This window comes from Xanthomonas theicola (assembly GCF_014236795.1).
Lineage (GTDB): Bacteria > Pseudomonadota > Gammaproteobacteria > Xanthomonadales > Xanthomonadaceae > Xanthomonas_A > Xanthomonas_A theicola.
Map to the genome: position 1 here is coordinate 4,021,461 of NZ_CP049017.1, position 25,079 is coordinate 4,046,539.

Consider the following 25,079-nt stretch of genomic DNA (forward strand, 5'->3'; position numbering starts at 1 on the left):
TTCCAGCCCCCCTATCCTTTGTGAACTTCGAAGAACTGCTGGCCTTCGCCGGCCACAATCCGATGCTGGCCCTGGCCCTGATCGGCCTGACCATCGCTCTGATTGTCACCGAAATCGCGCGCCTGTTCCGCGGCTTCAAGACCCTGCGCCCGGCCGAACTGACCCGCCTGATCAATGCCGGAGACGCGGTGCTGGTCGACCTGTCGGCCTCGGCCGACTTCGAGAAGGGCCACATCGCCGGCAGCCGCAACGCGACCCCGAGCCAGTTCGGTGCCGAGCACAAGCTGGTGGCCAACGCCAAGTCCACGCCGGTGGTGCTGGTGTGCCGCACCGGCAACACCGCCGAAGCCGCCGCCAAGCGGCTGAAGAAGGCCGGTTTCGAACAGGTCTACGTGCTCGACGGCGGCATCGCCGCCTGGCAGCAGGCCGAACTGCCGCTGGTCAAGGGCCGCTGACCGTGCCTGCGGCCGCGCGGGCTGCAGGCTGCGGCCGGCATGTGATAATCCCGATTCTTTCTGTTCCCTGAATCCACCGGAGTCAAGAAATGTCCGACGTCACCAACAACGGCGCCGCGGCGCCGGCCGAAGCCGCGTCCGGCCCCGCTTTCACCATCGAGAAGATCTACGTCAAGGACGTTTCCTTCGAGTCGCCGAACGCGCCGGCCGTGTTCAACGACAACGTGCAGCCGGAGCTGCAGCTCAACCTCAACCAGCGCGTGCAGCGCCTGAACGAGCAGGCTTTCGAAGTGGTGCTCGCGGTGACCCTGACCTGTACCGCCGCCGGCAAGACCGCCTATGTGGCCGAAGTGCAGCAGGCCGGCGTGTTCGGCCTGGTCGGCCTGGACCCGCAGGCGGTGGACGTGCTGCTCGGCACGCAGTGCCCGAACATCCTGTTCCCGTACGTGCGCGCGCTGGTCAGCGAACTGATCCAGGCCGGCGGTTTCCCACCGTTCTTCCTGCAGCCGATCAACTTCGAAGCGCTGTACGCCGAGACCCTGCGCCAGCGCGCGCAGCAGGACGAGACCCAGTCGCTGGCCGACTCGGAGCCGGCCGGCAACGCCTGAGCGTGTCCGCCGTTGCGCATGCGCGATAACGCCGCGAAGAAGATCGCCGTGCTCGGCGCAGGCTCCTGGGGCACGGCACTGGCCGCGCTCGTCGCCCGGCATGATTTCCCGACCTTGCTGTGGGGCCGCGACGCGGCCGTCGCCGAGGCGATCGGGCAACGCCACGAGAACCCGCGCTACCTGCCGCAGATCCCGTTGCCGACGGCCCTGCAGGCCACCACCGATCTGGCGGCGGCCGTGCACGGTGCCGACTGGATCCTGGTGGCGGTGCCCTCGCACGCGTTCACCGAGACCCTGCACCAGTTGGCGCCGCTGCGCCCGCCGCAGGCTGGCGTGGCCTGGGCGACCAAGGGCTTCGAGCCCGGTTCCGGGCGCTTCCTGCACGAAGTCGCGCAGGAAATCCTGGGCGAGGACGTACCGTTGGCGGTGGTGACCGGGCCGTCGTTCGCCAAGGAAGTGGCGCTGGACCTGCCGACCGCGGTGACCGTGCACGGCGATGCCGCATTCGCGCAGCAGGTCGCCGATGCCATGCACGGTCCCACGTTCCGCGCCTATACCGGCGACGACATGGTCGGCGCCGAGCTGGGCGGGGCGATGAAGAACGTGCTCGCCGTGGCCACCGGCGTAGCCGACGGCATGGCGTTGGGCCTGAACGCCCGCGCCGGCCTGATTACCCGCGGCCTCAACGAGATGCTGCGGCTGGCCGCGGCAATCGGGGCCAAGCCGGAGACGCTGATGGGCCTGGCCGGACTCGGCGACCTGGTGCTGACCTGTACCGGCGACCTGTCGCGCAACCGGCGCCTGGGCCTGGCGCTGGGCCGGGGACAGCCCCTGCAGGACGCAATTCGCGCGATCGGCCAGGTGGTCGAATCGGTGCAGACCGCCGACGAAGTGATACGCCAGGCCGCGCGCCATGGCATCGATCTGCCGATCTCCAGCGCAGTACGCGCGGTGCTGCACGGCGAACTGACCCCGGCGGTGGGCCTGCAGCAGTTGCTGTCGCGCGAGCAGAAGCCGGAGTACCCGACCACGCTGTTCAGCTGAGCTGCGCTTTCCCGGCCGGGAAACCGGCGCCGGGCCGGATTTTGCTTGCCTGCCGCGGTGTGGAGCGCAAAAAGAAGCCCGGTCCTGGGACCGGGCTTGCAACCGCGCGCAACGGGAGCGCGCGCGGCGCCGCGCGTGCGTTGCAGCGCTTACCAGCTGAAGCGCGGGCCGACGAACCATGTCTTGTCGCCGTCGCGGTTCATCTTCACGTCCGCGCTCAGGCCCCAGTTCTGATTGAGCTTGGCCTGGGCGCCGAGGCGGCCGTAGAACTCGCCTTCCCGGTTGATGCCGTTCTTCTTGGCGTAGTCCTCGTAGCCGCCCAGCGCGTAGACCTCGAAGTACGGGTTGAACGCGGTGCGCACGCCGACTTCGGCGCTGTAGCCGTTGAGCGTGGTGCCGAACTCGGGATCGAAGCGCTGGTAGGCGACGCGGGTCACCAGGTCGGTGCTGGTCGCGATCTCATGGTTGTAGCCCAAGCCGATGCGCCACTGGTCGACCTTGACGTCAGCCAGGTCGGTCTTCTGACGGTCGAAGTCGCCGAACACGGTGAAGTTCGGGTGGATCGCGTAGGAGCCCTTGACGGCCCAGCCATCCGCATCGCCACCGCTGGCGTCGGTCTTGATGTAGCCGCCTTCGACGTAGTTGTAGGACAGGCCTTCGGCAGCGGAAGCAGCGAACGGCAGGGTGGCCAGGAGGCCGAGAGCGAGCAGGGAGGTCTTCATGATCGGGATACCTTTGTTATTGGTTTGGTCGACGCTGAGGCGGAGGCCGTTCGCTGCCGATATGTAAATTATCCGTTAGCCACCCCGACTCCTTCCTGAATATAAAACTGACCGGTACATAAATTTGATTTGATATTCAGGAACTTTGGGGTTGCAGTCGCTTGACGCACCCACGCCGCCCGCGCGGTCGTTCGGTATGCCGATCCGGGCCTGCCAGCGTCGCCGATCGGCAGACATGTATCAGGCGCGAGGTGTGCTGGATTGCAGATCGCATCGCCACTGCCCATCGCCAGGCGCCACAATCCTGCGCGCAGGCGACCCGCCCGCCGTGCTCAGTCCGCGCCGGGGAAGCCGAACTGACCGCCAGGCTGCGAACACCACCACCAGGGCGTCGGACAGGTTGAGCCTGGTCGTGCGGGGCATCGGCAGGCGCCGGCGCCGCCCGGGCGGAACCCGGTCGAGCATGTCGGCGGGCAGGCCGCGGGTTTCCGGACCGAACAGGAACGCGTCGCCGCCGGCGAAGGCGGTGCGGTAGCGGCGGGTACCGCTGCGCCTGCTGGGCGCATGGGGTAGCCGGTACAGGGATGCCGTTGGCCTGCCGCCGACCCCGCTGCGGCGCGAGCGGTGCAAGCGTTCCGATCCAATGGCTGCACCTGCCCACCGCGCCGCGGGCACCGGCGGGCACCGGCGCCCGCGGCAGCTTCGCGCGCCAGGCACGCCGTGCCCGTCTCAGTCGGGAATGTTCAGGACCTGCGGATCGCACTTGACGAACAGGCGCGGTTCCTCGATGTCGACGATGATCACGGCGACGTTGATCAGTTCGGAGCGCGTCACCATGTTGGCGATGGTCACGCTACGCCGGTCCGGCGCGTAGACCGGTGCTTCGAATTGCTTTTCCGAAGCGCTGTGAACCAGCGTGCGGATGCTCAACCCGTCGGAACTGTCGGAGCTGAGCGTGTACTCGAGGGTGCCCTTGCTTTCGCAAAGTAGGATGTCGGGCGAGAAATTGTAGAAGTAACGCCCGTTTCCCGCGTTGCCGCCCGACAGCACCCGCACGACTGTCAACTCCACCGGGTAAATGGCTGTGTCCATCGATGGTTCCTGTTTGGGGTGGTGGGTCATCGTGCCGTGCCGACGGGGGCATCCCGCCGGCTTGACGATCTGCAGTCGATCGACGCGGTCGTCGCTCCGGGAGGGGAGACGGATGCGCAATGCGCCACGCCCGGGGGCGGCGGCGAGGCGAGCGACGCGATGGCCGCCGCCGCCGGCGGATCGGGCGCTGGAGCGGAGGCTCGATCGGGCGCAGCGGGATCTTTTATGGAAGGCGCCGCGTCCGCGGCCTGCAGCGTAGGCATGCCCTGCCAGTGCACGGCGCGCTGCCATGCATTCTGGAGCCTGCGCTCATGGTGCGTCTTGACATAAGGAAGCAGAAGCTCGGCGGCGCTCCGTCGATGCCGCTGCGCTTGTGCGGCGTCGCCGCTCAGCTGCGCCTGGAGCATGAGCAGCTCGGCATACTGGATCCGCTCGCCGAGCCGGCCCTGCCTTGCGATGGTGGCCAACGGTTCGGCGTTGGCTTGCGCGGCGCGTAGTTGCCGTGCGCCCTCTTCTGCGTCGCCGATCCGTTGTGCCAGCGCCGCCAGATTCGCATGGGTGCGCCGCCGCCGCCGCTTTCGCTCGCTGGCGGCGGCGCCTTGTTGGGCAGCGAGGCAAGCACGCCGATCGCGTCATGCAACAGGCCGTCCGCCGCCTGGATCTGGCTGGCGCCGAGTTCCAGTTCCGCGCTCGCGTTGAGCGAGGCCGCGCGGTCGCGCAGGCTGACGAACACCGCGCAGGTGAGCAGGGGTACCGGCCGCACGCGGCAGGAACTGGACATCGAAGTTGCCGACGCTCAGCCCATCGATCATGAACAGTTCGAACGCCGGTTTCAGGAAGGGCATGCGTTCCATCGACAGGTAGGACTGCCTGTCGCGTCGGTCGGCGGGGATGTCGGCCTTGGTGCTGCGCTGGAAGCGCGTTTCCCAGGCAGCTTCCAATGCATAGGCGACCTAGTGGTCGTTGCCGCTGGCCGTCTGCCGGATCAGGCGTAGCCGGTTGAGCAGCAGCGTCCCCTTCTTGGCCTGGCGGAACAGATAGAGATATTGCTGATCGGTGACCACCCGGAACGGCTGTCCGGCGTCCTGCAAGCCCTCGATCGCTTGGTCGTGGCGGTACGTCACCGGGACGTTCACCAGGCTCATGCCGGCTGGGCGCACCGCATCGGGCAAGGACAGGGGCTGGAACCCGGTCCAGTCCATCGCGTCGTGCTGCGAGTCGACGCTCAGCGCCAGAATGTTGAAGTAGATGTCCGTCGCCAGCATGCCTGCGCCGGCATCGCCGGTCGGCAGATCGCCGCGTACGAATGCGATGGCAATGCCCTGGAAGTTGACGGTGACCATGTGCCGGAAATTCATAGCGCCTCGTCCTGGTTGGAGTGCCGCTGCGGGAGCGGGAGACGACGCCTGCCGGCTTTCCGCTTGCCGCAGACGATGCCGTGCCAGGCCGGCAGGTCGCCTTCCGGAAACCTGCCGGCGGACGCGAACGGTCCGCAGGATCGCCACCCTGCTGCGCCCTGCGTGCGAACCCGGCAGCAAGGCGCTGCGCCGCGCCGCTGCCACGGCGAACGATGCCCCGGGTGCATGGCCCGCGGCGGGGCCATGGCGGGCGGGAGCCAGTGGACGCAGGCGTTGGAATCGCCTGCCGGGCGGCGCAGGCGACGGGAGCCGCGGGCTCAACCGGCGGCGGGGAAGCCGAGTTGCCGCCAGGCTTCGAACACCACCACCGCCACGGCGTTGGACAGGTTGAGGCTGCGGTTGTGCGGGCGCATCGGCAGGCGCAGGCGCTGCCCGGGAGGAACCCGGTCGAGCACGTCGGCGGGCAGGCCGCGGGTTTCCGGACCGAACAGGAACGCATCGCCGTCGGCGAAGGCGGGCGTGTCGTAGCGGGTACTGCCGCGGGTGCTCAGAGCGAACAGGCGGCGTGGGGCGATGCGCTGCAGGGCGGCCTCCAGCGATGCATGGACCTGCAGGCGGGCATACTCATGGTAATCTAGGCCGGCGCGTTTGAGCTGCTTGTCGCCGAGGTCGAAGCCGAGCGGTTCGATCAGGTGCAGCTGCGCGCCGGTATTGGCGCAAAGGCGGATGGCATTGCCCGTGTTAGGCGGTATTTCGGGTTGCCACAGCAGGACGTGCAGCGTGGGCGTGGCGGTCATCGGCGCAGTTTACGCGCCGGCTCCGGCCTGCGTCGGCTCAGCGCGCCATGCGCGTGGCCAGGTCCTGGCCGAGGCGCTGCAGGCTCGGCTGCAGTTGCAGCATCGTGCCGTCCAGGGCGCCGTCGACCACGCTGCCGATCGCCAAGGCGCGCTGCGTATCGGCGCTCGGGCGGACCTGCACGGTGACCAGGGTGACCACGCGCCGGCCCGTCGCCCGCTCCGCATCGCGCTGGGCGACCTGGTCGGCGGACGGACGCACCTGCACCGCAGCCAGCGTGGCGATGCGGCCGGCCAGTTCGGCGTCGCGCTGCGCCAGCTGCGCGGCGGAGGGGCGCACCTGCACCGCGGCCAGGGTGGCGATGCCGCTGTCGCGCTCGACCACGCGCTGGGCGACCTGCTCGGCAGAGGGACGGACCTGGACGGTGTCCAGGGTCGCAATGGCCGGCGCGGCGATCGCAGGGGGAGCGAGCAGGGCGGCGATGGCGAAGGCCAGGGCGAAAGAAGGCGTTTTCATGGCGGGTCTCGTTAGTGTTATTGATATGTGGTGTACTGGTAATGTAGTACACTAATACTTGTGGCGCAAGTTATTTTTTTGTTCACTTCTATTCGTTCATCTTTTGTTCAAATTTTTCCGAGCCGATCATGCAGGCGGGTCTGGCAAGCAGAGCGCATGCCAATGCCAGTGCATTGTTTCAACAGGGAAATTCCATGGAAAACCTGTCCGTCCGCGGACACTCCGGTCGCCGGCGTACGTCCGCACCCGGATGGTCCGGCCCTGCGCGGCGCATTGCGGCCCGGGGCCGAGGGCGCCCGCGAAGGCCCGGTACCGCGTCGACGGGATACGCCGCGGCGGGCCTGGCCGTTACGATCGACATCCGCCGTCTTTCCGCCCATTGCCAAAGGAACTTGCATGACCGTGTCGATCCGCCCGCGTGGGGCGCTGCTGGCCATCGCCCTGTCCACCGCGCTCGGCGCGCTGAGCTACGCCCCGCCCTCGAGTGCGGCCAAGCAGCCGGCCGCCGCGAAGGTGGACATCGCATTCGAGCAGTTCACCCTGCCCAACGGCCTGCGCGTGGTGGTGCATACCGACCGCAAGGCGCCGATCGTGGCGGTCAACCTCTGGTACCACGTCGGCGCCAAGGACGAGCCGGCCGGGCGCACCGGCTTCGCGCACCTGTTCGAGCACCTGATGTTCCAGGGCAGCGAGAATCATCCCGGCGAATTCTTCGAACCGTTCAAGCAGGCCGGCGCCACCGACCAGAACGGCACCACCAACAGCGACCGCACCAACTATTTCGAGAACGTGCCGACCACTGCGCTGGACATGGCGCTATGGATGGAGTCGGACCGCATGGGCCACCTGCTCGGCGCCATCGACCAGGCCGCGCTCGACGAGCAGCGGGGCGTGGTCCAGAACGAGAAGCGCCAGGGGGAGAACCAGCCCTACGGCCAGGCCTGGGACAGGCTGAGCCGCGCGCTGTACCCGCAAGGCCACCCATACCACCACAGCGTGATCGGCTCGATGAACGATCTCAACGCCGCCTCGCTGGCCGACGTCAAGCAGTGGTTCCGCACCTGGTACGGCCCGAACAATGCGGTGCTGGTGCTGGCCGGCGACATCGACGTGGCCACCGCGAAGGAGAAGGTGGCGCGCTACTTCGGCGACATCCCGGCCGGCCCGAGCATGGCGCAGCCGCAGGTCGACGTGGCCCGGCGCGCACAATCCAGCCGCGAGACGCTGACCGACAAGGTGCCGCAGGCGCGCATCTACCGCGTCTGGAACGTGGCCCAGACCGGCACCGAGGACATCGACCGCCTGCAGCTGCTGGCGCAGGTGCTGGGCGGGGCCAAGTCGTCGCGGCTGGACCGGCGCCTGGTGCACGCGGACCGACTGGTCGACCAGATCAGCGCCAGCGTATGGCCGTCGCAGTTGGGCTCCAGCTTCGGCATCGTCGCCACGGTGAAGCAGGGTGCGGATCCGGCCCGGGTCGAGGCGGTGATCGACGAGGAACTGCGCCGGCTGCTCGACAAGGGCCCGGACAAGGACGAACTGCTGCGCGCCAAGACCGCGTTCCGCGCCGGCTTCGTGCGCGGCATCGAGCGCATCGGCGGCTTCGGCGGCAAGGCCGATGCGCTGGCCGAGTGCGCGGTGTTCACCGGCGACCCCGGTTGCTTCCGCACCTCGCTGGCCACGATCGAGTCGACCCGCGCGCGCGACCTGAAGACGGTGGGTCGCAAGTGGCTGGGCAAGGGCGACCACACCCTGGTGGTGGAGCCGGGCGAGCGCGTGGCGCTGGCCGAGGAGCCGGCGGTGCAGCCGACGCCGCTGAACCCGCCGCCGGCCGATCCGAAGTACCGCACGCTGCCCAGCGTGGTCGACCGCAGCGCCGGTCCGCCCAAGACCAGCCAGTTCCCGCAGCTGAAGTTCCCGGCGCTGCAGCGCGCCACGCTGAAGAACGGCACCCGGCTGATCCTGGCCGAGCGCCACGACGTGCCGGTGGTGCAGTTCAGCTACGAATTCCCGGGCGGCTTCAGCGCCGACCAGGGACGCAAGTCGGGCACCGCCAACTTCACCATGGGCATGCTCGACGAAGGCGCCGGCGAGCGCGACGCGCTCGGCTTCGCCGATGCCGCCGCCACGCTCGGCGCCACGCTCGGCGCCGGCGCCTCGCTGGACGGCGGCAGCGCGTACCTGTCGGCATTGAAGGAGAACCTGGCGCCGTCGCTGGCGCTGTACGCCGACATGCTGCGACGGCCGCGCTTCGAGCAGAAGGAGATCGAGCGGATCAAGGCGAGCTGGATCGCCGGCATCCGCCAGGAGAAGGCGCGGCCCAATGCGGTGGCGATGCGGGTGCTGCCGCCGCTGCTGTACGGCGCCGGCCATCCGTACGCGATCCCGTTCAGCGGCAGCGGCACCGAGCCGGCGATCGCCGCGCTGGAGCGCGCCGACCTGGTCGGCTTCCAGCGCGACTGGATCCGTCCCGAGCAGGCCGCCCTGATCGTCGTCGGCGACACCACCCTGGCCGAGATCGTGCCGCTGCTGGACGCGCAGTTCGGCGACTGGAAGGGCGAGGGCGCCGCACCGTCGCTGCCGGCGCCGGCGCCGGTGGCACGCCCGAGCAAGCCGCGGGTGTACCTGATCGACCAACCCGGCGCGGTGCAGGCCAACCTGTTCGCCGCCGAACTGGTCCCGCCGTCCACCGATCCGGCCTCGACCCGCTTGGACATCGCCAACGGCGTGCTCGGCGGCGACTTCACCTCGCGGCTGAACATGAACCTGCGCGAGAACAAACACTGGTCCTACGGCGCGCGCAGCAGCGCGTCCGCCGCGCTCGGGCAGCGTCCGTGGATGGCGATGGCACCGGTGCAGATCGACAAGACCGCGCCGGCGCTGCAGGAGATGTACAAGGAGATCGACGCCTTCGCCAGCGGCAGGACGCCGCCGTCGCCGGAGGAGGTGGCGCGCATCCGCAACGTCCAGACCCTGAGCCTGCCCGGGGCCTACGAGACCGCCAGCGCGGTGCTCGGCACGATCAGCGGCATCGTCCGCAACGGGCGTCCCGACGACTACGTGTTCACGCGCAAGGCCGAGATCGAGGCGATGACCCCGGCGCAGGTGCGCGCGGCGGCGTCGACGCTCGACGCCCATGCGTTGACCTGGGTGGTGGTGGGCGACCTGAAGCAGATCGAACGCCCGGTGCGCGCGCTGAAGCTGGGCGAGGTGACGGTGATCGACGCCGACGGCAAGTCGCGCTGAAGCGGCATCGCGGGAGCCGGCCATGGCCGGCTCCCGTACCCGCGGCGGCACCCGGATCGCGTGGCGTCATTGCCAATTCAGCGATCTGCGGCACAATCCGGGTTCCTCGGCCTGCGGTCCCTGTCCATGCGCCTACCGATCGCCTTGTTCCTGCTTGCCAGTCTCGCCGCCTGCACCTGGGTGCCGATGGCGCCGGAAGGCAAGGCCGTGCGCGTGCTGCCGCCAGGCCAGGCGCCGGCCGGCTGCGAGAAGCGCGGCGAAGTGGTGGTGTCGGTGAAGAGCAGCGTGGGCTTCTACCAGCGCAACCCGCTGCGGGTGCGCGAGGAGTTGGAGACCCTGGCCCGCAACGAGGCGCCGGGCGTCGGCGCCAATACGGTGCAGGCGATGGGCGAGCCGGCCGGCGGCGACCAACGTTACGCGGCCTATCAGTGCGGCGTGCGCTGAACAGGTTAAGTCATGCGCTTCGCCTGGATTTGTTAAAGATGCGGTAAAACCGGGCAACCGCTAGAATTGGCGCCCCCTCGCGTTACCCCTGGCGTATATCTCGATGCTCTTCAACAACGTCTCCATCGCGGGACTGGCGCACATCGATGCGCCGCACACGCTGACCTCCAAGCAGATCAACGAACGCCTGCAACCGACCTACGACCGCCTCGGCATCCGCACCGACGTGCTCGGCGACATCGCCGGCATCCACGCGCGGCGCATGTGGGATGCGGACATGCAGGCGTCGGACGCGGCCACGCTGGCGGCCCGCAAGGCGCTGGCGGACGCCGGCATCGACCCCGCCCAGGTCGGACTGCTGGTCAATACCTCGGTCAGCCGCGACTACCTGGAACCGTCCACCGCCAGCATCGTCTCCGGCAACCTGGGCGTGGCCGAGCAGTGCATGACCTTCGACGTCGCCAATGCCTGCCTGGCGTTCATCAACGGCATGGACATCGCGGCGCGGATGATCGAGCGCGGCGAGATCGACTACGCGCTGGTGGTGGACGGCGAGACCGCCAACCTGGTCTACGAGAAGACCCTGGAGCGGATGACCTCCCCGGACGTGACCGCGCAGGAATTCCGCGACGAGCTGGCCGCGCTGACCCTGGGCTGCGGCGCCGCGGCGATGGTGATGGCGCGTGCCGAGCTGGTCCCGGACGCACCGCGCTACCGCGGCGGCGTGACCCGCTCGGCCACCGAGTGGAACCGGCTGTGCCGGGGCAATCTGGACCGCATGGTCACCGATACCCGCCTGCTGCTGATCGAGGGCATCAAGCTGGCGCAGAAGACCTTCATCGCCGCCAGGCAGGCACTGGGCTGGGCGGTGGACGAACTGGACCAGTTCGTGATCCACCAGGTCAGCCTGCCGCACACCCAGGCCTTCATCAAGAACTTCGGCATCGACCCGAAGAAGGTGATGACCATCTTCGGCGAGCACGGCAACATCGGCCCGGCCAGCGTGCCGATCGTGCTGAGCAAGCTGCGCGAGCTGGGGCGCCTGAAGAAGGGCGACCGGATCGCGCTGATGGGCATCGGCTCGGGCCTGAACTGCTCGATGGCCGAGGTGGTCTGGTAGGGGAAACGGGCTTGGTGAAGCGCAGAACGCGTTAAAAAAAGTGGATTTTTAGTACATGTTATTGCATCATGTTCGCTTTCCGAACATGATTGACGCCGCCATGGAAGACGTGTCGAAGTTCAAGGCCAAGTTCCCGTACAACGATCTCCCGTTGCTTCCGCCAACCAGAGATATCGAGACACGGAGTCTGCTCAAAGCCTGCATCAATGCCCGCACCGCGTTGGCCGAGCTGAAACAGGCCACCGCCTTGCTGCCCGACCCTGCTGTGCTGATCAACACGATTCCGATCCTCGAGGCTCAGGCCAGTTCGGAGATCGAGAACATCGTCACCACGACGGACGAGCTGTTCCGCTACGCCGACGATCAGGACAAGGCACGGAAGCCTGCCACCAAGGAGGCATTGCGCTACCGCAGTGCGCTCTACGAAGGTTTCCAGTCGTTGCAGCAGGGCCCCCTCTGCACGGAGACCGCGGTCGTCGTCTGCAGCAGGATCAAGGCGGTGCAGATGCAGATCCGCCGCGTCCCCGGTACGGCCTTGGCCAACGACCGGACCCAGCAGGTCATCTATACCCCGCCCGTGGGCGGAACGCTGTTGCGCGACAAACTGGCCAACTGGGAGCGCTTCATCCACGAGCACACCGACATCGACCCGCTGATTCGCATGGCGGTCGCGCATTATCAGTTCGAAGCCATCCATCCCTTCACCGACGGCAATGGCCGCACCGGGCGTGTGCTGAACCTGCTGATGCTGATCGAGCACGGATTGCTCGACCTGCCAGTGCTGTCTCTGTCGCGCTACATCATCCGCCACCGCAGCGACTACTACCGCCTGCTGCTGGACGTGACCCGGCATGGCCGCTGGGCCGAATGGATCCAGTACATGCTCAGCGCCGTGGCCGAGACGGCGACGTGGACTACAGCCAAGATCCAGGCGATCCGCGGGTTGGAGGCGCAGGCCCGCGACCACATCCGCAACCATGCGCCCAAGGCCTATAGCCGAGAGCTGGTGGAGGTGATCTTCAACCAGCCCTACTGTCGCATCCAGAACGTCGTGGAACTGGTGGGCGTGACCCGGCAGACCGCTGCGCGTCAGTTGAAGGAGTTGGTGGAGATTGGCGTGTTGCAGGAGCAGCGCCTGGGCAAGGAAAAGCTGTTCCTGCACCCGGCATTCCTGCGCCTGCTCTCCAACGACGATCATCGGCTGCCCGCCTACCGCGTGGCTGCGCCTGACGAGGAATCGGTGGCGTGATCGGCAAGCACGGTGCGATCCATCGAGACGATGGCGCAGTCGTCATGGTGGGACGTGAGCGCGGCGAGCGTGATTTCTTCTACCTGCGCGAGTTGGGCGGACGCCTACGAAGTGCAGGCTCCTTCGATCTCGATCGGATGCGATTTGCATGAACTACCCCGGCTACCCCTTCACCCCGCAGCGCTTCCAGGTCCGCCCCGGGCTGGCGATGTCCTACCTCGACGAAGGCCCGCGCGACGGCGAGGTGGTGCTGATGCTGCACGGCAATCCGTCGTGGAGCTACCTGTGGCGCCATCTGGTGGCCGGCCTGTCGGACCGCTACCGCTGTATCGTGCCCGACCACATCGGCATGGGCCTGTCGGACAAGCCGGACGACGCGCCGGGCGCGCGGCCGGGCTACGACTACACGCTGCAGTCGCGGGTGGACGATCTCGATGCGCTGCTGCGGCATCTGGGCATCGACGGGCCGGCGACGCTGGCGGTGCACGACTGGGGCGGCATGATTGGCTTCGGCTGGGCGCTGTCGCACCACGCGCAGGTCAAGCGGCTGGTGATCACCAACACCGCCGCGTTCCCGCTGCCGGCGGCCAAGCCGATGCCGTGGCAGATCGCCATGGGGCGGCACTGGCGCCCCGGCGAGTGGTTCATCCGCACCTTCAATGCGTTCTCCGCCGGGGCCTCGTGGCTGGGCGTGTCGCGGCGCATGCCCGCCGCCGTGCGCCGCGCCTACGTGGCGCCCTACGACAGCTGGGCCAACCGCATCGCCACGATCCGCTTCATGCAGGACATCCCGCTGTCGCCGGCCGACAAGGCATGGCCGCTGCTGGAACGCTCGGCGCAGGCGCTGCCGTCGTTCGCCGACCACCCGACCTTCATCGGCTGGGGCCTGCGCGACCTCTGCTTCGACCACCATTTTCTGGCCGGTTTCCGCCAGGCGCTGCCGCAGGCCGAGGTCATGGCGTTCGAGGACGCCAACCATTACGTGCTCGAAGACAAGCACGAGGTGCTGGTGCCGGCGATCCGCAGGTTCCTGGAGATGCATCCACTGTGACCGCCGGGCCGGCCTCGAGCCGCATGCCGCTTTGGACGGTCCGGCAGTACCATGCGCGGACGCCGCGCAGGCGCTTCACTAGCATTCCCGATTGGAGAAACCCATGCTGATCTCTCGGCTCAGGTTGAAGAACTGGCGCAACTTTCGCGAGGCGGACATCGGCCTGATATCGCGCGTCTACCTGATCGGCGCCAATGCATCTGGGAAATCGAATCTCCTGGACGTCTTCCGTTTCCTGCGCACCATCGCCCAGCCCGACGGCGGCGGTCTGCAGAAGGCGCTCAAGGATCGTGGCTTCATGTCCAAGCTGCGCAGCCTGCACGCCCGGCGCGACCCGGAGGTCAGCATCGAGGTCGAATTGACCAACTCGCTGGGCGAAGACGCGACGCGCTGGAGCTACGCGCTGTCTTTCAAGGCGGAGGGCAAGGGCGCGCAGCGGGTGTTCATTACCAAGGAGATCGTGACCCGCAACGGCGAGCAGCTCCTGGCGCGCCCCGATACGGGCGACCAAGCGGACGAGATGCGTCTGACCCAGACGCATCTGGAGCAGATCAACAACAATGCCGAATTCCGTGAATTGGTCGAGTTCTTCTCGGCCACCACCTACCTGCATCTGGTGCCCCAACTCCTGAAGTTCAGCGACGAGATCAGTGGCAGGCTGATCGAGAGCGATCCTTTCGGGCAGGGACTTTTGCAGCGGATCGCACGCACCGGGCAGAAGACCCAGGTGGCGCGGCTCAAGCGCATCGCCAAAGCGTTGCAGGTCGCGGTACCGCAGTTCTCCGAACTGCAGTTCAGAAAGGACGAAGTGACCGGCGCCCCACATCTGGAGGCGCGCTTCGATCATTGGCGCGTCAATGGCGCGTGGCAACGCGAAGAGCATTTCTCCGACGGCACCTTGCGCCTGATCGGCCTGCTCTGGGCCCTGCAGGAGGGGGACGGGCTGCTGCTGTTGGAGGAGCCGGAGCTTTCGTTGAACGATGCGATTGTGGAATACATCCCCCTGATGATCGATCGGGTGCTGAGAAGCAGGAAAAAAGCGGCCCGCCAGGTGCTGGTCACCACGCACAGCGATAACCTGATCGCCGCGGTCAACGATCCCGGCTCGGTCGTCCTGCTGGAACCCGGCGACAACGGCACCACCGTTCGCGGGCCCAGCGAAGAAGAAGAATCGGCCATGGAAAGCGGCCTGAACCCGGCCGAAGTCCTGCTTCCCAAAACGCGCCCTGAGCGGATCGAACAGATGGGGCTGTTCTGATGCGGCAGGTGCATGTCATCGGCGAGGATGCGCTGACGTGTGCGCTGGGAACCCGGATGGTGGTCGAGGCAACCGGGATCCCGCCAGCGATGCCGGCCATCGATACCAAGGGCGTCACCAGGTTGCAGTCGAACCTGCGCCGTTACTTCGGACTTGCCAACATGGGACTGGTCTTGTGCGTGGCCGATACCGACGGCGCCTGCGTCAAGGATCTGCTCGCGCGTTGGTTGCCCCAGGGGGCTCCGCGCGGATTTTCTCTCCGCTTTGCCGTGACGGAAGCTGAAAGTTGGCTGTTGGCGGACAGCCAGGCACTGGCAGACTTCCTGCATGTTTCTCGAGCGAAGGTGCCGGACAATCCGGACGGGCTTGTCGATCCCAAGCGCCAAATACTGGCGTTGGCCGCGCGTTCGTCCAAGCGCTTGCTCCGGCAAGAGCTGATTTCCGAACGGGATCGCAACAAGCCGGGTGTCGGCTACAACGTGCACCTGTGCGACTTCGCCGCGCGTCACTGGCGCCCTTCGGAAGCATCGCGGGTCTCGCCCAGCCTGTCGCGTGCCATGATCCGGCTCGCCGCGCTGGCGGCGCCGTGAACTCCCGGGTCAGAGACCGGGCAGCGGATTGCGCTCGATCTGGGTCACGTCTTCCCAGTGGCTCGCGGTCAGCAGCGGCAAGCCGTGCGCCAGCCGCGCCTTGTCGCACTGGGCGCTGCGCTCGCCGAACTCCAGCGACGCGGGCACCGCCGCGCACACCGACGGGCGCCGGTCGTGGATCGTGCAGCGGCTGTAGCGGCCGATCTGCGCATCCAGCGCCACGCAGCGCGGCTGCGCCTGCGAGGTGCCACGCATCGCCCGCTCGTGGCTGCGCAGCGGTTCGGTGAGGCCGCAGGGGACCCTGCCGCCGAGCGCGGGATCGGCCTCGCTCCAGTGGAAGCTGACGCGGAAGTAGGCGCAGCACGCGCCGCAGGTGAGGCAGGGATGTGCCATGGGAGGCCGGGCCTTGCGCGGCAAACAGCGTTGGGGGGGCGCGGCATTCTGACCGAACTGGCGCGCGCCGCAAGCACGCCGGCGTTCAGCATGTTGCGTCGGATCAGGCCCATCGCGGCGATGCGTACTGCTGCAGGAAGGCCAGAAAGCTGGCGAGCTTGGGCAGCGGCTGGCGGTCCTGCCGGTACAGCGCGTGTACCGGCCGGCTGGCCGGCAGGTAGGCGTCGAGCACGGCGACCAGGCGTCCGGCGGCCAGGTCCTCGGCCACCAGCACCTGCGGCTGCAACAGCAGTCCGGCGCCATGCAGCGCGGCCTGGCGTAGCGCGGCGCTGCTGTTGCAGCGCAGGGCGGTCTCGGTGGGCCAGCTTGCACTCGTGCCTGGCGAGGCCAGCCGCCAGGCCGAGCGCGGGTTCCAGGCGGCGTGGCCGAGACAGCGGTGCGCGGCCAGGTCGGCGGGCGTGGCCGGCACGCCGTGGCGCGCCAGGTCGGCCGGCGCGGCACAGATCGCCATGCGGTAGTGGCCTAGCGGGCGTGCCACCAGGTTCAGGGCGGGATCGAGCGTGCCGACCCGGATCGCCAGGTCGATGCCGTCCTCGATCAGGTCGACCACGCTGTTGCTCAGTTCCAGTTCGATGCGCACCTGTGGGAACCGTGCCTGGTATTCGGCCACCGCCGCGGCGATCACGCATTCGCCCAGCGTGGTGGCGGCGCTGATCCGCAGCAGGCCGCTGGGCGCAGCGGCCAGGCGCTCCACCGAATCCTCGGCCCAGCGCAGCTGTTCGAGCACGCGCTTGCCCTCCTCGTGGAAGCGGCGGCCGGCCTTGGTCAGGCCCTGGCGGCGGGTGCTGCGTTCCAACAGCCGTGCGCCCAGATGGGTCCGAGCTGCCGGACCAGCTTGCCGATCATCACCGCACTGATGTGCAACCGGCGCGCGGCGGCGCTGAAGCTGCCGGCCTCCACGGCGGCGACGAAGACCTCGATGCTGCGCAGCTTGTCCACGATTGCGAACCTTGGGTTTGCAGTGCCGGAAATTCTGCGCCATTTTTCGCCGTCCGGTACATGGCCAGACTGCCTGCCTCACAACCGCAGGAGCAGTGGCATGAAGGCGATCGTCATCGGCGGGACCGGCACCCTGGGCCGCGCCGTGGTGCAGGAACTGGCGCGCGACCACGAGGTGGTCGCGGTCGTCCACACGCGTGGCGCGCACACCGTGGACATCACCGACGACGCCAGCGTGCAGGCGCTGTTCGCCGCGCTGGGGCCGGTGGACGCGATCGTCTCGGCCAGCGGCGAGCTGCACTTCGGCGAGCTCGCCACGCTGCAGCCGGCGCAGTTCGCGCAGGGCCTGCAGCACAAGTTGCTGGGTCAGGTGCGGCTGGCGCTGATCGGCCAGCACCATCTCCGCGACGGCGGCTCGATCACGCTGACCGGCGGCATCGTCGCCAACGAGCCGATCCGCGGCGGCAGCAACGCCACCACGGTCAATACCGCGCTGGAGGGCTTCGTGCGCGCGGCCGCGTGCGAACTGCGTGGCGGCCGGCGCATCAACGTGGTCAGCCCGACCGTGCTGAGCGAATCGGTCGAACGCTACGCGGCGTTCTTCCCGGGGTTCGAAAGCGTGTGAGCGCGGCGCGCGCGGCGCTGGCCTACCGGCGCCGCGTGGCCGGGATCCAGAGCGGGCGCGTGTTCCGGGTCACCTAGAGCGTGTCATCCATTCCCGAACAGGGCGCGTCCCTCTTGCGCGCGAACGGGCAAGCAAAGAGAGAAGCGGATACGTGTGCAGGCCCGAACCATGACGCGCGCCGCGCACGCGCAAGAGCGGCCCTGCGAAACCCAACGCGACCCACTCGGGAATGGATGACCCGCCCTGGCGGCATGGCCGACGCCATCGGCGATAATCGGCCGATGACCACGACCACGACCTGCAACATCGCCGCGGCCCTGCCGCGGCTGGCGCGCGAGCGTCCCGAGCAGATCGCCATCCGCTGCCCCGGCCGCCGCGGCGCCGACGGCCTGGCCGCCTACGACGCGACCTTGAGCTATGCGCAGCTGGATGCGCGCAGCGATGCGATCGCCGCCGGCCTGGGCGGCTACGGCATCGGCCGCGGTACCCGCACGGTGGTGATGGTGCGGCCGTCGCCGGAGTTCTTCCTGCTGATGTTCGCGCTGTTCAAGGCCGGTGCGGTGCCGGTGCTGGTGGACCCGGGCATCGACAGGCGCGCGCTCAGGCAGTGCCTGGACGAGGCGCAGCCGCAGGCGTTCATCGGCATCGCGCTGGCGCAGCTGGCGCGACGGCTGCTGCGCTGGGCGCGTTCGGCGCGGCGCATCGTCACCGTCGGCCGGCGCTGGGCCTGGGGCGGCACCACGCTGGCGCGGATCGAGCGCGCCGGCCGCGGCGCCGGCAGCCAGCTGGCGGCGACCGCGCCCGACGACATCGCCGCGATCCTGTTCACCAGCGGCTCCACCGGCGTGCCCAAGGGCGTGGTCTACCGGCACCGCCATTTCGTCGGGCAGATCGAACTGCTGCGCAACGCCTTCGGCATGCAGCCCGGCGGCATCGACCTGCCGACCTTCCCGCCGTTCGCCCTGTTCGACCCGGCGCTGGGGCTGACCTCGGTAATCCCGGACATGGACCCGACGCGCCCGGCCAGCGCCGATCCGCGCCGGCTGCACGCTGCGATCGAGCGCTTCGGGGTGACCCAGCTGTTCGGCTCGCCGGCGCTGATGCGGGTGCTGGCCGACTACGGCCGGCCGTTGCCGGACGTGCGCCGCGCGACCTCGGCCGGCGCGCCGGTGCCGCCGGAGATCGTGGCCAGGATCTGCAGCCTGCTGCCGGAGGACGGCAAGCTGTGGACGCCGTACGGCGCCACCGAGTGCCTGCCGGTGGCGGCGATCGAGGGCCGCGAACTGCAGGGCACGCGCGCGGCCACCGAAACCGGCGCCGGCACCTGCGTCGGAGCGGTGGTGGCGCCGAACGTGGTGCGCATCATTGCCGTCGACGACGCGGCGATTCCGGACTGGTCGGGCGTGCGCGAGCTGCCGGTGGGCACGGTCGGCGAGATCACCGTGGCCGGGCCGACCACCACCGATACCTATTTCAATCGCGACGCGGCCACCCGCATCGCCAAGATCCGCGAGCGCCTGGACGACGGCGGCGAGCGCATCGTGCATCGCATGGGCGACGTCGGCTATTTCGACGCGCAGGGCCGACTGTGGTTCTGCGGGCGCAAGACCCAGCGGGTGGAGACCGCGCACGGGCCGCTGTACACCGAGCAGGTCGAGCCGATCTTCAACACCTTGCCGTGGCTGCGCCGCAGCGCGCTGGTCGGGATCGGCGCGGCGGGCGCGCAGCGGCCGGTGCTGTGCTACGAACTGCAACCGGGCGCGCCGGCGCCGGCGCCGGCGCCGGCCGAGTTGCGCGCGCTGGCGCAGGCGCATCCGCACACCGCCGGCATCGTCGATTTCCTGTGCCACCCCCGCTTCCCGGTGGACATCCGCCACAATGCCAAGGTCGGCCGCGAGAAGCTGGCGCTGTGGGCCAAGGACCGCGTGCGCTGAGGCCACCGACCGGCCCGCTGCCGGCCGCCGCCTGGCCGTCGGCGCTGGCCGGTTGCAGCGCGGCGAGCATGGCCAGGTGCCATGCTGGCGGCCTCGGCGTGGGCGAGCTTGCAGCCGTGGTCGAGCGCCGGCGGCGTGGGCGGGAGGCGCGGCGCGGCTGGCACGGGGCAGCAGGAACGCAAGGCGCGGCAGGCGGCCGTTCCGCAAGGACGCGGTCCGTGCGCTGCGCCAGCGCCGTGGCAGGAGCGCCTGCCGCCACGCTGCAGACTTGCGCCGACCCGCACCTTCGATGGCTTGCGCGCCGGGTGGCGCCGCCTGCACGCGCGCCGATCGCCTTCTTCGGCGCTTCCCGGCTATCGTGTGCGCCCTGGTTCGATCGATGCGGCGCGATGAAGATTGTGGTGACGGGCGGTGGTGGATTCCTGGGCCAGGCGCTGTGCCGCGGCCTGGTCGCGCGCGGGCACGAGGTGATCAGCTACAACCGCGGCCACTCTCCGCAACTGCAGGCGCTGGGCGTGGCCCAGGTGCGCGGCGACCTGACCGATAAGCAGGCGCTGCACCACGCCGTCGCGGGCGCCGCGGCGGTGTTCCACAACGCGGCCAAGGCCGGCGCCTGGGGCAGCTACGACAGCTATTACCAGCCCAACGTGGTCGGCACCGAGCACGTGCTGGCCGCCTGCCGCGCGCATGGCGTAGGCCGCCTGGTCTATACCTCCACGCCGAGCGTGACCCATCGCGCCACCCATCCGGTCGAGGGCCTGGGCGCGGACCAGGTGCCGTATGGCGAGGACTTCCAGGCGCCCTATGCCGCGACCAAGGCACTCGCCGAGCGCGCGGTGCTCGCCGCCAACGACGCGCAGCTGGCGGTGGTGGCGTTGCGGCCGCGGCTGATCTGGGGGCCGGGCGACAACCAGCTGTTGCCGAAGCTGGCCGCGCGCGCGCGCGCCGGGCGCGTGCGCCTGGTCGGCGGCGGCGACAACCTGGTGGACTGCACCTACATCGACAATGCCGCGCAGGCGCATTTCGATGCGTTCGACCACCTGGCGATCGGCGCGGCCTGCGCCGGCAAGGCGTATTTCATTTCCAACGGCGAGCCGCTGCCGATGCGCGAGCTGCTGAACAAACTGCTCGCCGCGGTCGGCGCGCCGCCGGTGAGCAAGACCCTGTCGTTCAAGACCGCCTACCGGATCGGCGCCACCTGCGAAACGCTGTGGCCGCTGCTGCGCCTGCGCGGCGAGCCGCCGCTGACCCGCTTCCTGGCCGAGCAGCTGTGCACGCCGCATTGGTACAGCATGGAACCGGCGCGCCGCGACTTCGGCTACGTGCCGCGGGTGTCGATCGAGGAGGGTGTGCAGCGTCTGGCGTGGTCATGGCGCCACGACGCTGCCGTCACTTCCTGACGACCGCCGGTTGCCGAACATGGTTGTGCGCCGATTCGGCACGACACCTTACTGGGCATTGCCATGTTGCATTACGCCATCATCTTCTTCGTCATCGCCATCATCGCCGCCGTGCTGGGTTTCAGCGGCATTGCCGGTGCGGCGACCAACATCGCCTGGATCCTGTTCGTGGTGTTCCTGATCCTGGCGGTGATCTCGATGTTCCGCCGCGGCAAGGTCTAGATCCAGCCCTGCCGTCAGGCGCGAAAGCGGCCCGCGGCCGCGGGCCGCTTTCGCGTTCCGGGCGATCGATTGCCGCCGCTGCCGATTGCAGGATGGGCATGCCTCGGCCGTCGGTTCGGGCACGCACGCTACGCGTCGACCAAAGCCGCGATGCGGAAAACGATACCGGCGGTGGCGATGCCTGCGCTGGCGCGCGGTGGAGCGTTGCAGGAAGAGGCGCGACTATTGGCCGTTTCCAGGAACATCCACTGCGCTACGCAGCGTTGCATCCTGTGCATGGCGTTCCTGCGCCAGTTCGATCAGCCGCGTGATCAGATCGCGGTAACTCAGCCCGCTGGCCTGCCACAGCTTCGGATACATGCTGATGCGGGTGAAACCCGGCAGCGTGTTGAGTTCGTTGACCACGATGCGGCCGTCGCCGGTCAGGAACACGTCGACCCGCGCCAGACCGGCGCACTCCAGCACTTGGTAGGCGCGCAGCGCGACGGCGCGGATGCGTTCCTGGGTGGCGCCGTCGATCGCCGCCGGCACCACCACGTCGGCGCCGGTCTCGCTGATGTATTTGGTTTCGTAGGAATAGAACGCGTCGTGCACTACCACTTCGCCGCACACGCTGGCCAGCGGCACGTCGTTGCCGAGCACCGCGCATTCGATCTCGCGCCCGTCGATCGCCGCTTCCACCAGCGCCTTGTGGTCGTAGGCCAGGGCCAGCGTCAGCGCCACGGCGAAGCCGGCGGCATCGTGCACCTTGCTCACGCCCACCGACGAACCCTGGTTGGCCGGCTTGACGAACAACGGTAGCCCGAATTGCGCGGCCAGCGCGGTGAAATCGGCCTGCGCCGCATCGGTGCGGCGGATGCAGGCGAACGCGGCGACGTCCAGCCCGGCGTCGCGCAACAGGCGCTTGGCCACGTCCTTGTCCATCGCCAGCGCCGAGCCGAGCACGCCGGAGCCGACGAACGGCAGCCCGGCCATACGCAGCAGGCCTTGCAGCGAGCCGTCCTCGCCAAGCGTACCGTGCACGATCGGGAACGCCACGTCGATCTGCTCCAGCGCCTGCGCCGGTTGCAGCGCGCGCAAGGGCTGCGCGTCGTCGCCGGGGATCACCGCCACGCCGCGGCCGCTGCGCTGCAGCGCGATCCGCACCGGATCGTCGGCATGCAGCAGGAATCCGTCGCGCTCGCTGGCATGCCAGCGGCCATGCTTGTCGATGCCGATCAGGGTGGCGTCGAAGCGCTGCGGGTCCAGCGCATCGACGATGTTGTGCGCGGACTGCAGCGAGACCTCGTGCTCGGCCGACCTGCCGCCGAAGATGATGCCGACCCGGATCTTGCGCATGCATGTCCTCGCCGCAGGGGCGCCGCTGTGGGGGGTATAGAATGCCTGTTTTCGCCGCCGCGACCCAGCCCGGAGCGCTGTCGCATGGCAGCGCGTCGCGGCCTTGTAGAATGCGCGGATGTCGCCTTCTCCCTTCGATGCCCTCAAGCCCCTGGCTGGCCGCGCGCTGGAAGCGGCGCTCAACCGCGCGCTGGCGCTGGACCCGGATACCCGCGAGGCGCTGCGCGGCCTGGACGGCCAGCGCGTGGCGTTGACCCTGGATGCGCCGGCGCTGGCGCTGCAGATCCGTGTGGACGGCACGCGCCTGCAGGTCGGCCCGGTGGACGCGGCGCAGGAGCCGGACCTGGCGGTGCGCAGCACCCTCGGCGGGCTGTTCGCGCAGTTGCCGTTCCTGGCGCAGGCCCGGCGCGGCGCCAGCCCGGGCGGACGGGTGCGGGTCGCCGGCGATGCCGATCTGGCGCGGCGCCTGCAGCAATTGACGGCACGCTTCGATCCGGACTGGCAACGCCCGTTCGCCCAGGTGTTCGGCGATGTGCTCGGGGTGCAGCTGGCCAACGCCGCGCGCGCGGCGTTGCAGCAGGCCCGGCGCAGCGCGCAGGACCTGGCGCAGAGCGCAGCGGAGTACGTCACCGAGGAATCGCGCGACGTGGTGCCACGCGCCGAACTGGACGCGTTCTACGACGACGTCGACGCGGTGCGCGACGACGTCGAACGCCTGGCCGCGCGCATGGGTAGGCTGTCGCCGGGGCGTGGCGCATGAAGGCGATGTTCCGTGCCAGCCGCATCGGCCGGGTGATCCTGCGCTACCGCCTGGACGACCTGCTCGACGGCACCGCGGCCGAGCGCTGGCTGCGTCTGGCCAAGCCGTTCGTGCCGCGCGCCAGCCCGGACATCGCCGCGCAGTCGCGCGGTGCGCGGCTGCGCCTGGCGCTGCAGGACCTGGGCCCGATCTTCGTCAAGTTCGGGCAGATCCTGTCCACCCGCCGCGACCTGATGCCGCCGGACGTGGCCGAGGAACTGACCCTGCTGCAGGACCGGGTGCGCCCGTTCGACGGCCAGGCCGCGCGGCGCATCGTCGAGCAGGCGCTGGGGCAGCCGATCGGCGTGGCCTTCGCCAGTTTCGACACCACCCCGCTGGCCTCGGCCTCGATCGCGCAAGTGCACGCGGCGACGCTGCACGGCGGCCGCGAGGTGGTGGTCAAGGTGCTGCGTCCGGACATCGAGCGGCAGATCGGCGCCGACATCGCGCTGCTGAGGTCCGCAGCCGCGCTGGTCGAGCGCGCCCACCCGCGCGCCGACAAGATCCGCCCGCGCGAAGTGGTCGCCGAGATCGAGACCACGCTGGCCGCGGAACTGGACCTGCAGCGCGAAGGCGCCAACGCCAGCGTGCTGCGCCGCTTCTGGCTGCATTCGGACGACCTGTACGTACCGGAGGTGATCTGGAGCCACACCGTCGAGCGCGCGCTGACCCTGGAGCGGATGCGCGGCATCCCCTCCGACGACATCGCCTCGCTCGACGCCGCCGGCATCGACCGCAAGGCGCTGGCGGCCAAGGGCGTGCGCGTGTTCTACACGCAGGTGTTCCGCGACAACTTCTTCCATGCCGATGCGCATGCCGGCAACATCTGGGTCGACAGCGATCCGGCGCGGCGGATCAACCCGCGCTTCATCGCGCTGGACTTCGGCATCATGGGCCAGTTGTCGCAGGAAGATCAGTACTACCTGGCCGAGAATTTCATGGCCATCTTCAACAAGGATTACCGGCGCATGGCCGAACTGCACGTGGAGGCGGGCTGGATGCCGGCCAATGTGCGCATCGACGAACTGGAAGCGGCGGCGCGTTCGGTGTGCGAGCCGTACTTCACCCGGCCGCTGTCGCAGATCTCGCTGGCCGAGGTGCTGATCAAGCTGTTCCGGGTCGCCCAGCGCTACCAGCTGACCCTGCAGCCGCAGCTGATCCTGCTGCAGAAGACCCTGCTCAACATCGAGGGCGTGGGCCGCCAGCTGGATCCGGAACTGGACATCTGGGCGGTGGCGCGGCCGGTGCTCGAGCGCATCCTGATCGAGCGCTACAGCCCGCAGCGCGCGCTGCACGAGCTGCGCAAGCGGCTGCCGGAAATCATGACCCACGCGCCGGACATGCCGCGCCTGGTGCACGGCTGGCTGCGCCAGCAGGTGGAAGGCCGCCATGAACTGTCGATGCGCTCGCGCGACCTGTTCGAGCTCAACGCGATCCTGCTGCGCATGCAGCGCCGCGTGGTCACCGCGATCACCGGCGTGGGCCTGCTCACCGTCGGCACGCTGCTGTACGCGCTCGACGCCGGCGGCCCGCACCTGGGCCGGGTGTCGCTATGGGCATGGATCGCCGGCGGCATCGGTGCGCTCAGCCTGCTCTCGGCGTGGTGGCGGCCCTAGCGCGGGCCATGCGATCGATGCCGCGCCACGGCGGGGCGCCACGGCCGCTGCCCACGTCCTGCCCGCACGGTTCGGATCGGCGCCGCGTGGTTCTCCACCCTAGAGCACTTTCGATCCAAGTGATGCCACTTGTGGGAGCGACTCCGGGTGGCCTCGGGCCATCAGTCGCGACGAACTTTACAGATAGGGCACTTCGCGGCTGAAGCCG

The 25,079-nt window shown here is 69.0% G+C and carries 28 protein-coding genes; 17 read left to right on the forward strand and 11 right to left on the reverse strand.

Going from position 1 to position 25,079, the window contains the following annotated elements; genetic code table 11:
* The first annotated feature begins 20 nt into the window (after window positions 1–20).
* The 3 genes from G4Q83_RS18790 to G4Q83_RS18800 all read left to right on the forward strand — a co-directional run bounded on the left by G4Q83_RS18790 (window position 21) and on the right by G4Q83_RS18800 (window position 2,107).
* Window positions 21–455 (forward strand): rhodanese-like domain-containing protein, encoded by a 435-nt coding sequence (locus G4Q83_RS18790; protein ID WP_128420246.1) that lies wholly within the window; start codon window positions 21–23, stop codon window positions 453–455.
* An 89-nt stretch (window positions 456–544) separates the two neighbouring features.
* The gene (secB, locus tag G4Q83_RS18795; RefSeq protein WP_128420247.1) at window positions 545–1,063 is read left to right on the forward strand and encodes a protein-export chaperone SecB; all 519 of its coding nucleotides are present in this window, start codon (window positions 545–547) and stop codon (window positions 1,061–1,063) included.
* An 18-nt stretch (window positions 1,064–1,081) separates the two neighbouring features.
* Window positions 1,082–2,107 carry an NAD(P)H-dependent glycerol-3-phosphate dehydrogenase gene (locus tag G4Q83_RS18800; protein ID WP_128420248.1) on the forward strand — a complete coding sequence of 342 codons (1,026 nt, stop codon included), beginning with the start codon at window positions 1,082–1,084 and terminating at the stop codon, window positions 2,105–2,107.
* A gap of 149 nt (window positions 2,108–2,256) precedes the next feature.
* Here the strand turns inward: G4Q83_RS18800 and G4Q83_RS18805 are convergent, their stop codons facing one another.
* The 7 genes from G4Q83_RS18805 to G4Q83_RS18835 form a co-directional block, all read right to left on the reverse strand.
* Window positions 2,257–2,829 carry an OmpO family porin gene (locus G4Q83_RS18805; protein ID WP_128420249.1) on the reverse strand — a complete coding sequence of 191 codons (573 nt, stop codon included), beginning with the start codon at window positions 2,827–2,829 and terminating at the stop codon, window positions 2,257–2,259.
* Window positions 2,830–3,069: 240 nt separating this feature from the next.
* Window positions 3,070–3,459, reverse strand: coding sequence for a hypothetical protein (locus G4Q83_RS24835; protein ID WP_425480294.1), 390 nt, complete (start codon window positions 3,457–3,459; stop codon window positions 3,070–3,072).
* 99 nt (window positions 3,460–3,558) lie between these two features.
* Window positions 3,559–4,212: a hypothetical protein gene (locus G4Q83_RS18815; protein ID WP_185817262.1), complete on the reverse strand. Its 654-nt coding sequence runs from the start codon at window positions 4,210–4,212 to the stop codon at window positions 3,559–3,561.
* Between the two features lie 97 nt (window positions 4,213–4,309).
* Window positions 4,310–4,702, reverse strand: coding sequence for a hypothetical protein (locus tag G4Q83_RS18820; RefSeq protein ID WP_128420251.1), 393 nt, complete (start codon window positions 4,700–4,702; stop codon window positions 4,310–4,312).
* A 172-nt stretch (window positions 4,703–4,874) separates the two neighbouring features.
* A complete protein-coding gene (locus tag G4Q83_RS18825; RefSeq protein ID WP_128420252.1) occupies window positions 4,875–5,279 on the reverse strand; it encodes a hypothetical protein in 405 nt (134 codons plus the stop codon).
* A gap of 317 nt (window positions 5,280–5,596) precedes the next feature.
* Entirely contained in the window at window positions 5,597–6,076 is a 480-nt protein-coding gene (locus G4Q83_RS18830) for a tRNA (cytidine(34)-2'-O)-methyltransferase (RefSeq protein WP_128420253.1), read from the reverse strand.
* Window positions 6,077–6,113: 37 nt separating this feature from the next.
* Window positions 6,114–6,590, reverse strand: coding sequence for a hypothetical protein (locus G4Q83_RS18835; protein WP_128420254.1), 477 nt, complete (start codon window positions 6,588–6,590; stop codon window positions 6,114–6,116).
* 396 nt (window positions 6,591–6,986) lie between these two features.
* Between G4Q83_RS18835 and G4Q83_RS18840 the strand changes: the two genes are divergently transcribed.
* The 8 genes from G4Q83_RS18840 (at window position 6,987) to G4Q83_RS18875 (ending at window position 15,545) form a co-directional block, all read left to right on the forward strand.
* Window positions 6,987–9,833 (forward strand): M16 family metallopeptidase, encoded by a 2,847-nt coding sequence (locus tag G4Q83_RS18840; protein ID WP_128420255.1) that lies wholly within the window; start codon window positions 6,987–6,989, stop codon window positions 9,831–9,833.
* A 126-nt stretch (window positions 9,834–9,959) separates the two neighbouring features.
* A complete protein-coding gene (locus tag G4Q83_RS18845; RefSeq protein WP_128420256.1) occupies window positions 9,960–10,277 on the forward strand; it encodes a DUF4156 domain-containing protein in 318 nt (105 codons plus the stop codon).
* A gap of 103 nt (window positions 10,278–10,380) precedes the next feature.
* On the forward strand, window positions 10,381–11,397 hold the full coding sequence (locus G4Q83_RS18850; RefSeq protein WP_128420257.1) for a 3-oxoacyl-ACP synthase III: 1,017 nt from the start codon (window positions 10,381–10,383) through the stop codon (window positions 11,395–11,397).
* Window positions 11,398–11,482: 85 nt separating this feature from the next.
* On the forward strand, window positions 11,483–12,646 hold the full coding sequence (gene fic, locus G4Q83_RS18855) for a protein adenylyltransferase Fic (protein WP_128420258.1): 1,164 nt from the start codon (window positions 11,483–11,485) through the stop codon (window positions 12,644–12,646).
* Window positions 12,643–12,798: a hypothetical protein gene (locus G4Q83_RS18860; RefSeq protein ID WP_158255012.1), complete on the forward strand. Its 156-nt coding sequence runs from the start codon at window positions 12,643–12,645 to the stop codon at window positions 12,796–12,798. Before fic ends, G4Q83_RS18860 begins: the two co-directional genes overlap by 4 nt.
* A complete protein-coding gene (locus G4Q83_RS18865) occupies window positions 12,795–13,697 on the forward strand; it encodes an alpha/beta fold hydrolase (RefSeq protein ID WP_128420259.1) in 903 nt (300 codons plus the stop codon). Before G4Q83_RS18860 ends, G4Q83_RS18865 begins: the two co-directional genes overlap by 4 nt.
* A gap of 103 nt (window positions 13,698–13,800) precedes the next feature.
* The gene (locus G4Q83_RS18870) at window positions 13,801–14,955 is read left to right on the forward strand and encodes an AAA family ATPase (protein WP_128420260.1); all 1,155 of its coding nucleotides are present in this window, start codon (window positions 13,801–13,803) and stop codon (window positions 14,953–14,955) included.
* Complete coding sequence (locus G4Q83_RS18875) at window positions 14,955–15,545, forward strand: hypothetical protein (protein ID WP_128420261.1); 591 nt, start codon at window positions 14,955–14,957, stop codon at window positions 15,543–15,545. Before G4Q83_RS18870 ends, G4Q83_RS18875 begins: the two co-directional genes overlap by 1 nt.
* A gap of 9 nt (window positions 15,546–15,554) precedes the next feature.
* Here G4Q83_RS18875 and G4Q83_RS18880 read toward each other — a convergent pair whose 3' ends face one another.
* From G4Q83_RS18880 to G4Q83_RS24110, 3 genes are all read right to left on the reverse strand, one after another.
* Complete coding sequence (locus G4Q83_RS18880; RefSeq protein WP_128420262.1) at window positions 15,555–15,938, reverse strand: YkgJ family cysteine cluster protein; 384 nt, start codon at window positions 15,936–15,938, stop codon at window positions 15,555–15,557.
* A gap of 103 nt (window positions 15,939–16,041) precedes the next feature.
* Entirely contained in the window at window positions 16,042–16,794 is a 753-nt protein-coding gene (locus tag G4Q83_RS18885) for a LysR substrate-binding domain-containing protein (RefSeq protein ID WP_281401980.1), read from the reverse strand.
* On the reverse strand, window positions 16,764–16,937 hold the full coding sequence (locus tag G4Q83_RS24110; protein WP_281401981.1) for a helix-turn-helix domain-containing protein: 174 nt from the start codon (window positions 16,935–16,937) through the stop codon (window positions 16,764–16,766). Before G4Q83_RS24110 ends, G4Q83_RS18885 begins: the two co-directional genes overlap by 31 nt.
* Before the next feature lie 100 nt (window positions 16,938–17,037).
* Between G4Q83_RS24110 and G4Q83_RS18890 the strand changes: the two genes are divergently transcribed.
* The 4 genes from G4Q83_RS18890 (at window position 17,038) to G4Q83_RS18905 (ending at window position 21,118) form a co-directional block, all read left to right on the forward strand.
* On the forward strand, window positions 17,038–17,562 hold the full coding sequence (locus G4Q83_RS18890) for a short chain dehydrogenase (protein WP_246432169.1): 525 nt from the start codon (window positions 17,038–17,040) through the stop codon (window positions 17,560–17,562).
* Between the two features lie 281 nt (window positions 17,563–17,843).
* On the forward strand, window positions 17,844–19,496 hold the full coding sequence (gene oleC, locus G4Q83_RS18895) for an olefin beta-lactone synthetase (protein WP_128420263.1): 1,653 nt from the start codon (window positions 17,844–17,846) through the stop codon (window positions 19,494–19,496).
* A gap of 389 nt (window positions 19,497–19,885) precedes the next feature.
* Window positions 19,886–20,896, forward strand: coding sequence for a 2-alkyl-3-oxoalkanoate reductase (oleD, locus tag G4Q83_RS18900; RefSeq protein ID WP_128420264.1), 1,011 nt, complete (start codon window positions 19,886–19,888; stop codon window positions 20,894–20,896).
* 63 nt (window positions 20,897–20,959) lie between these two features.
* Complete coding sequence (locus G4Q83_RS18905) at window positions 20,960–21,118, forward strand: DUF1328 domain-containing protein (protein WP_003468167.1); 159 nt, start codon at window positions 20,960–20,962, stop codon at window positions 21,116–21,118.
* Between the two features lie 222 nt (window positions 21,119–21,340).
* Here G4Q83_RS18905 and ddlA read toward each other — a convergent pair whose 3' ends face one another.
* The gene (gene ddlA, locus G4Q83_RS18910) at window positions 21,341–22,456 is read right to left on the reverse strand and encodes a D-alanine--D-alanine ligase (protein ID WP_128420265.1); all 1,116 of its coding nucleotides are present in this window, start codon (window positions 22,454–22,456) and stop codon (window positions 21,341–21,343) included.
* Between the two features lie 118 nt (window positions 22,457–22,574).
* Here ddlA and G4Q83_RS18915 point away from each other — a divergent pair, with 118 nt between their 5' ends.
* Window positions 22,575–23,216, forward strand: coding sequence for a ubiquinone biosynthesis accessory factor UbiJ (locus tag G4Q83_RS18915; RefSeq protein ID WP_185817263.1), 642 nt, complete (start codon window positions 22,575–22,577; stop codon window positions 23,214–23,216).
* Entirely contained in the window at window positions 23,213–24,871 is a 1,659-nt protein-coding gene (gene ubiB / locus G4Q83_RS18920) for a ubiquinone biosynthesis regulatory protein kinase UbiB (protein ID WP_128420267.1), read from the forward strand. Before G4Q83_RS18915 ends, ubiB begins: the two co-directional genes overlap by 4 nt.
* Window positions 24,872–25,079 lie beyond the last annotated feature (208 nt).

What these genes read in the sequence shown, in the direction of transcription:
- secB (WP_128420247.1), top strand. Translation starts at nt 545, where the DNA reads ATGTCCGACGTCACCAACAACGGCGCCGCGGCGCCGGCCGAAGCCGCG.
- G4Q83_RS18800 (WP_128420248.1), top strand. Translation starts at nt 1,082, where the DNA reads ATGCGCGATAACGCCGCGAAGAAGATCGCCGTGCTCGGCGCAGGCTCC.
- G4Q83_RS18805 (WP_128420249.1), bottom strand. Translation starts at nt 2,829, where the DNA reads ATGAAGACCTCCCTGCTCGCTCTCGGCCTCCTGGCCACCCTGCCGTTC.
- G4Q83_RS18815 (WP_185817262.1), bottom strand. Translation starts at nt 4,212, where the DNA reads ATGGCAGCGCGCCGTGCACTGGCAGGGCATGCCTACGCTGCAGGCCGC.
- G4Q83_RS18820 (WP_128420251.1), bottom strand. Translation starts at nt 4,702, where the DNA reads ATGTCCAGTTCCTGCCGCGTGCGGCCGGTACCCCTGCTCACCTGCGCG.
- G4Q83_RS18825 (WP_128420252.1), bottom strand. Translation starts at nt 5,279, where the DNA reads ATGAATTTCCGGCACATGGTCACCGTCAACTTCCAGGGCATTGCCATC.
- G4Q83_RS18830 (WP_128420253.1), bottom strand. Translation starts at nt 6,076, where the DNA reads ATGACCGCCACGCCCACGCTGCACGTCCTGCTGTGGCAACCCGAAATA.
- G4Q83_RS18835 (WP_128420254.1), bottom strand. Translation starts at nt 6,590, where the DNA reads ATGAAAACGCCTTCTTTCGCCCTGGCCTTCGCCATCGCCGCCCTGCTC.
- G4Q83_RS18840 (WP_128420255.1), top strand. Translation starts at nt 6,987, where the DNA reads ATGACCGTGTCGATCCGCCCGCGTGGGGCGCTGCTGGCCATCGCCCTG.
- G4Q83_RS18845 (WP_128420256.1), top strand. Translation starts at nt 9,960, where the DNA reads ATGCGCCTACCGATCGCCTTGTTCCTGCTTGCCAGTCTCGCCGCCTGC.
- G4Q83_RS18850 (WP_128420257.1), top strand. Translation starts at nt 10,381, where the DNA reads ATGCTCTTCAACAACGTCTCCATCGCGGGACTGGCGCACATCGATGCG.
- fic (WP_128420258.1), top strand. Translation starts at nt 11,483, where the DNA reads ATGATTGACGCCGCCATGGAAGACGTGTCGAAGTTCAAGGCCAAGTTC.
- G4Q83_RS18865 (WP_128420259.1), top strand. Translation starts at nt 12,795, where the DNA reads ATGAACTACCCCGGCTACCCCTTCACCCCGCAGCGCTTCCAGGTCCGC.
- G4Q83_RS18870 (WP_128420260.1), top strand. Translation starts at nt 13,801, where the DNA reads ATGCTGATCTCTCGGCTCAGGTTGAAGAACTGGCGCAACTTTCGCGAG.
- G4Q83_RS18875 (WP_128420261.1), top strand. Translation starts at nt 14,955, where the DNA reads ATGCGGCAGGTGCATGTCATCGGCGAGGATGCGCTGACGTGTGCGCTG.
- G4Q83_RS18880 (WP_128420262.1), bottom strand. Translation starts at nt 15,938, where the DNA reads ATGGCACATCCCTGCCTCACCTGCGGCGCGTGCTGCGCCTACTTCCGC.
- G4Q83_RS18890 (WP_246432169.1), top strand. Translation starts at nt 17,038, where the DNA reads ATGAAGGCGATCGTCATCGGCGGGACCGGCACCCTGGGCCGCGCCGTG.
- oleC (WP_128420263.1), top strand. Translation starts at nt 17,844, where the DNA reads ATGACCACGACCACGACCTGCAACATCGCCGCGGCCCTGCCGCGGCTG.
- oleD (WP_128420264.1), top strand. Translation starts at nt 19,886, where the DNA reads ATGAAGATTGTGGTGACGGGCGGTGGTGGATTCCTGGGCCAGGCGCTG.
- G4Q83_RS18905 (WP_003468167.1), top strand. Translation starts at nt 20,960, where the DNA reads ATGTTGCATTACGCCATCATCTTCTTCGTCATCGCCATCATCGCCGCC.
- ddlA (WP_128420265.1), bottom strand. Translation starts at nt 22,456, where the DNA reads ATGCGCAAGATCCGGGTCGGCATCATCTTCGGCGGCAGGTCGGCCGAG.
- G4Q83_RS18915 (WP_185817263.1), top strand. Translation starts at nt 22,575, where the DNA reads ATGTCGCCTTCTCCCTTCGATGCCCTCAAGCCCCTGGCTGGCCGCGCG.
- ubiB (WP_128420267.1), top strand. Translation starts at nt 23,213, where the DNA reads ATGAAGGCGATGTTCCGTGCCAGCCGCATCGGCCGGGTGATCCTGCGC.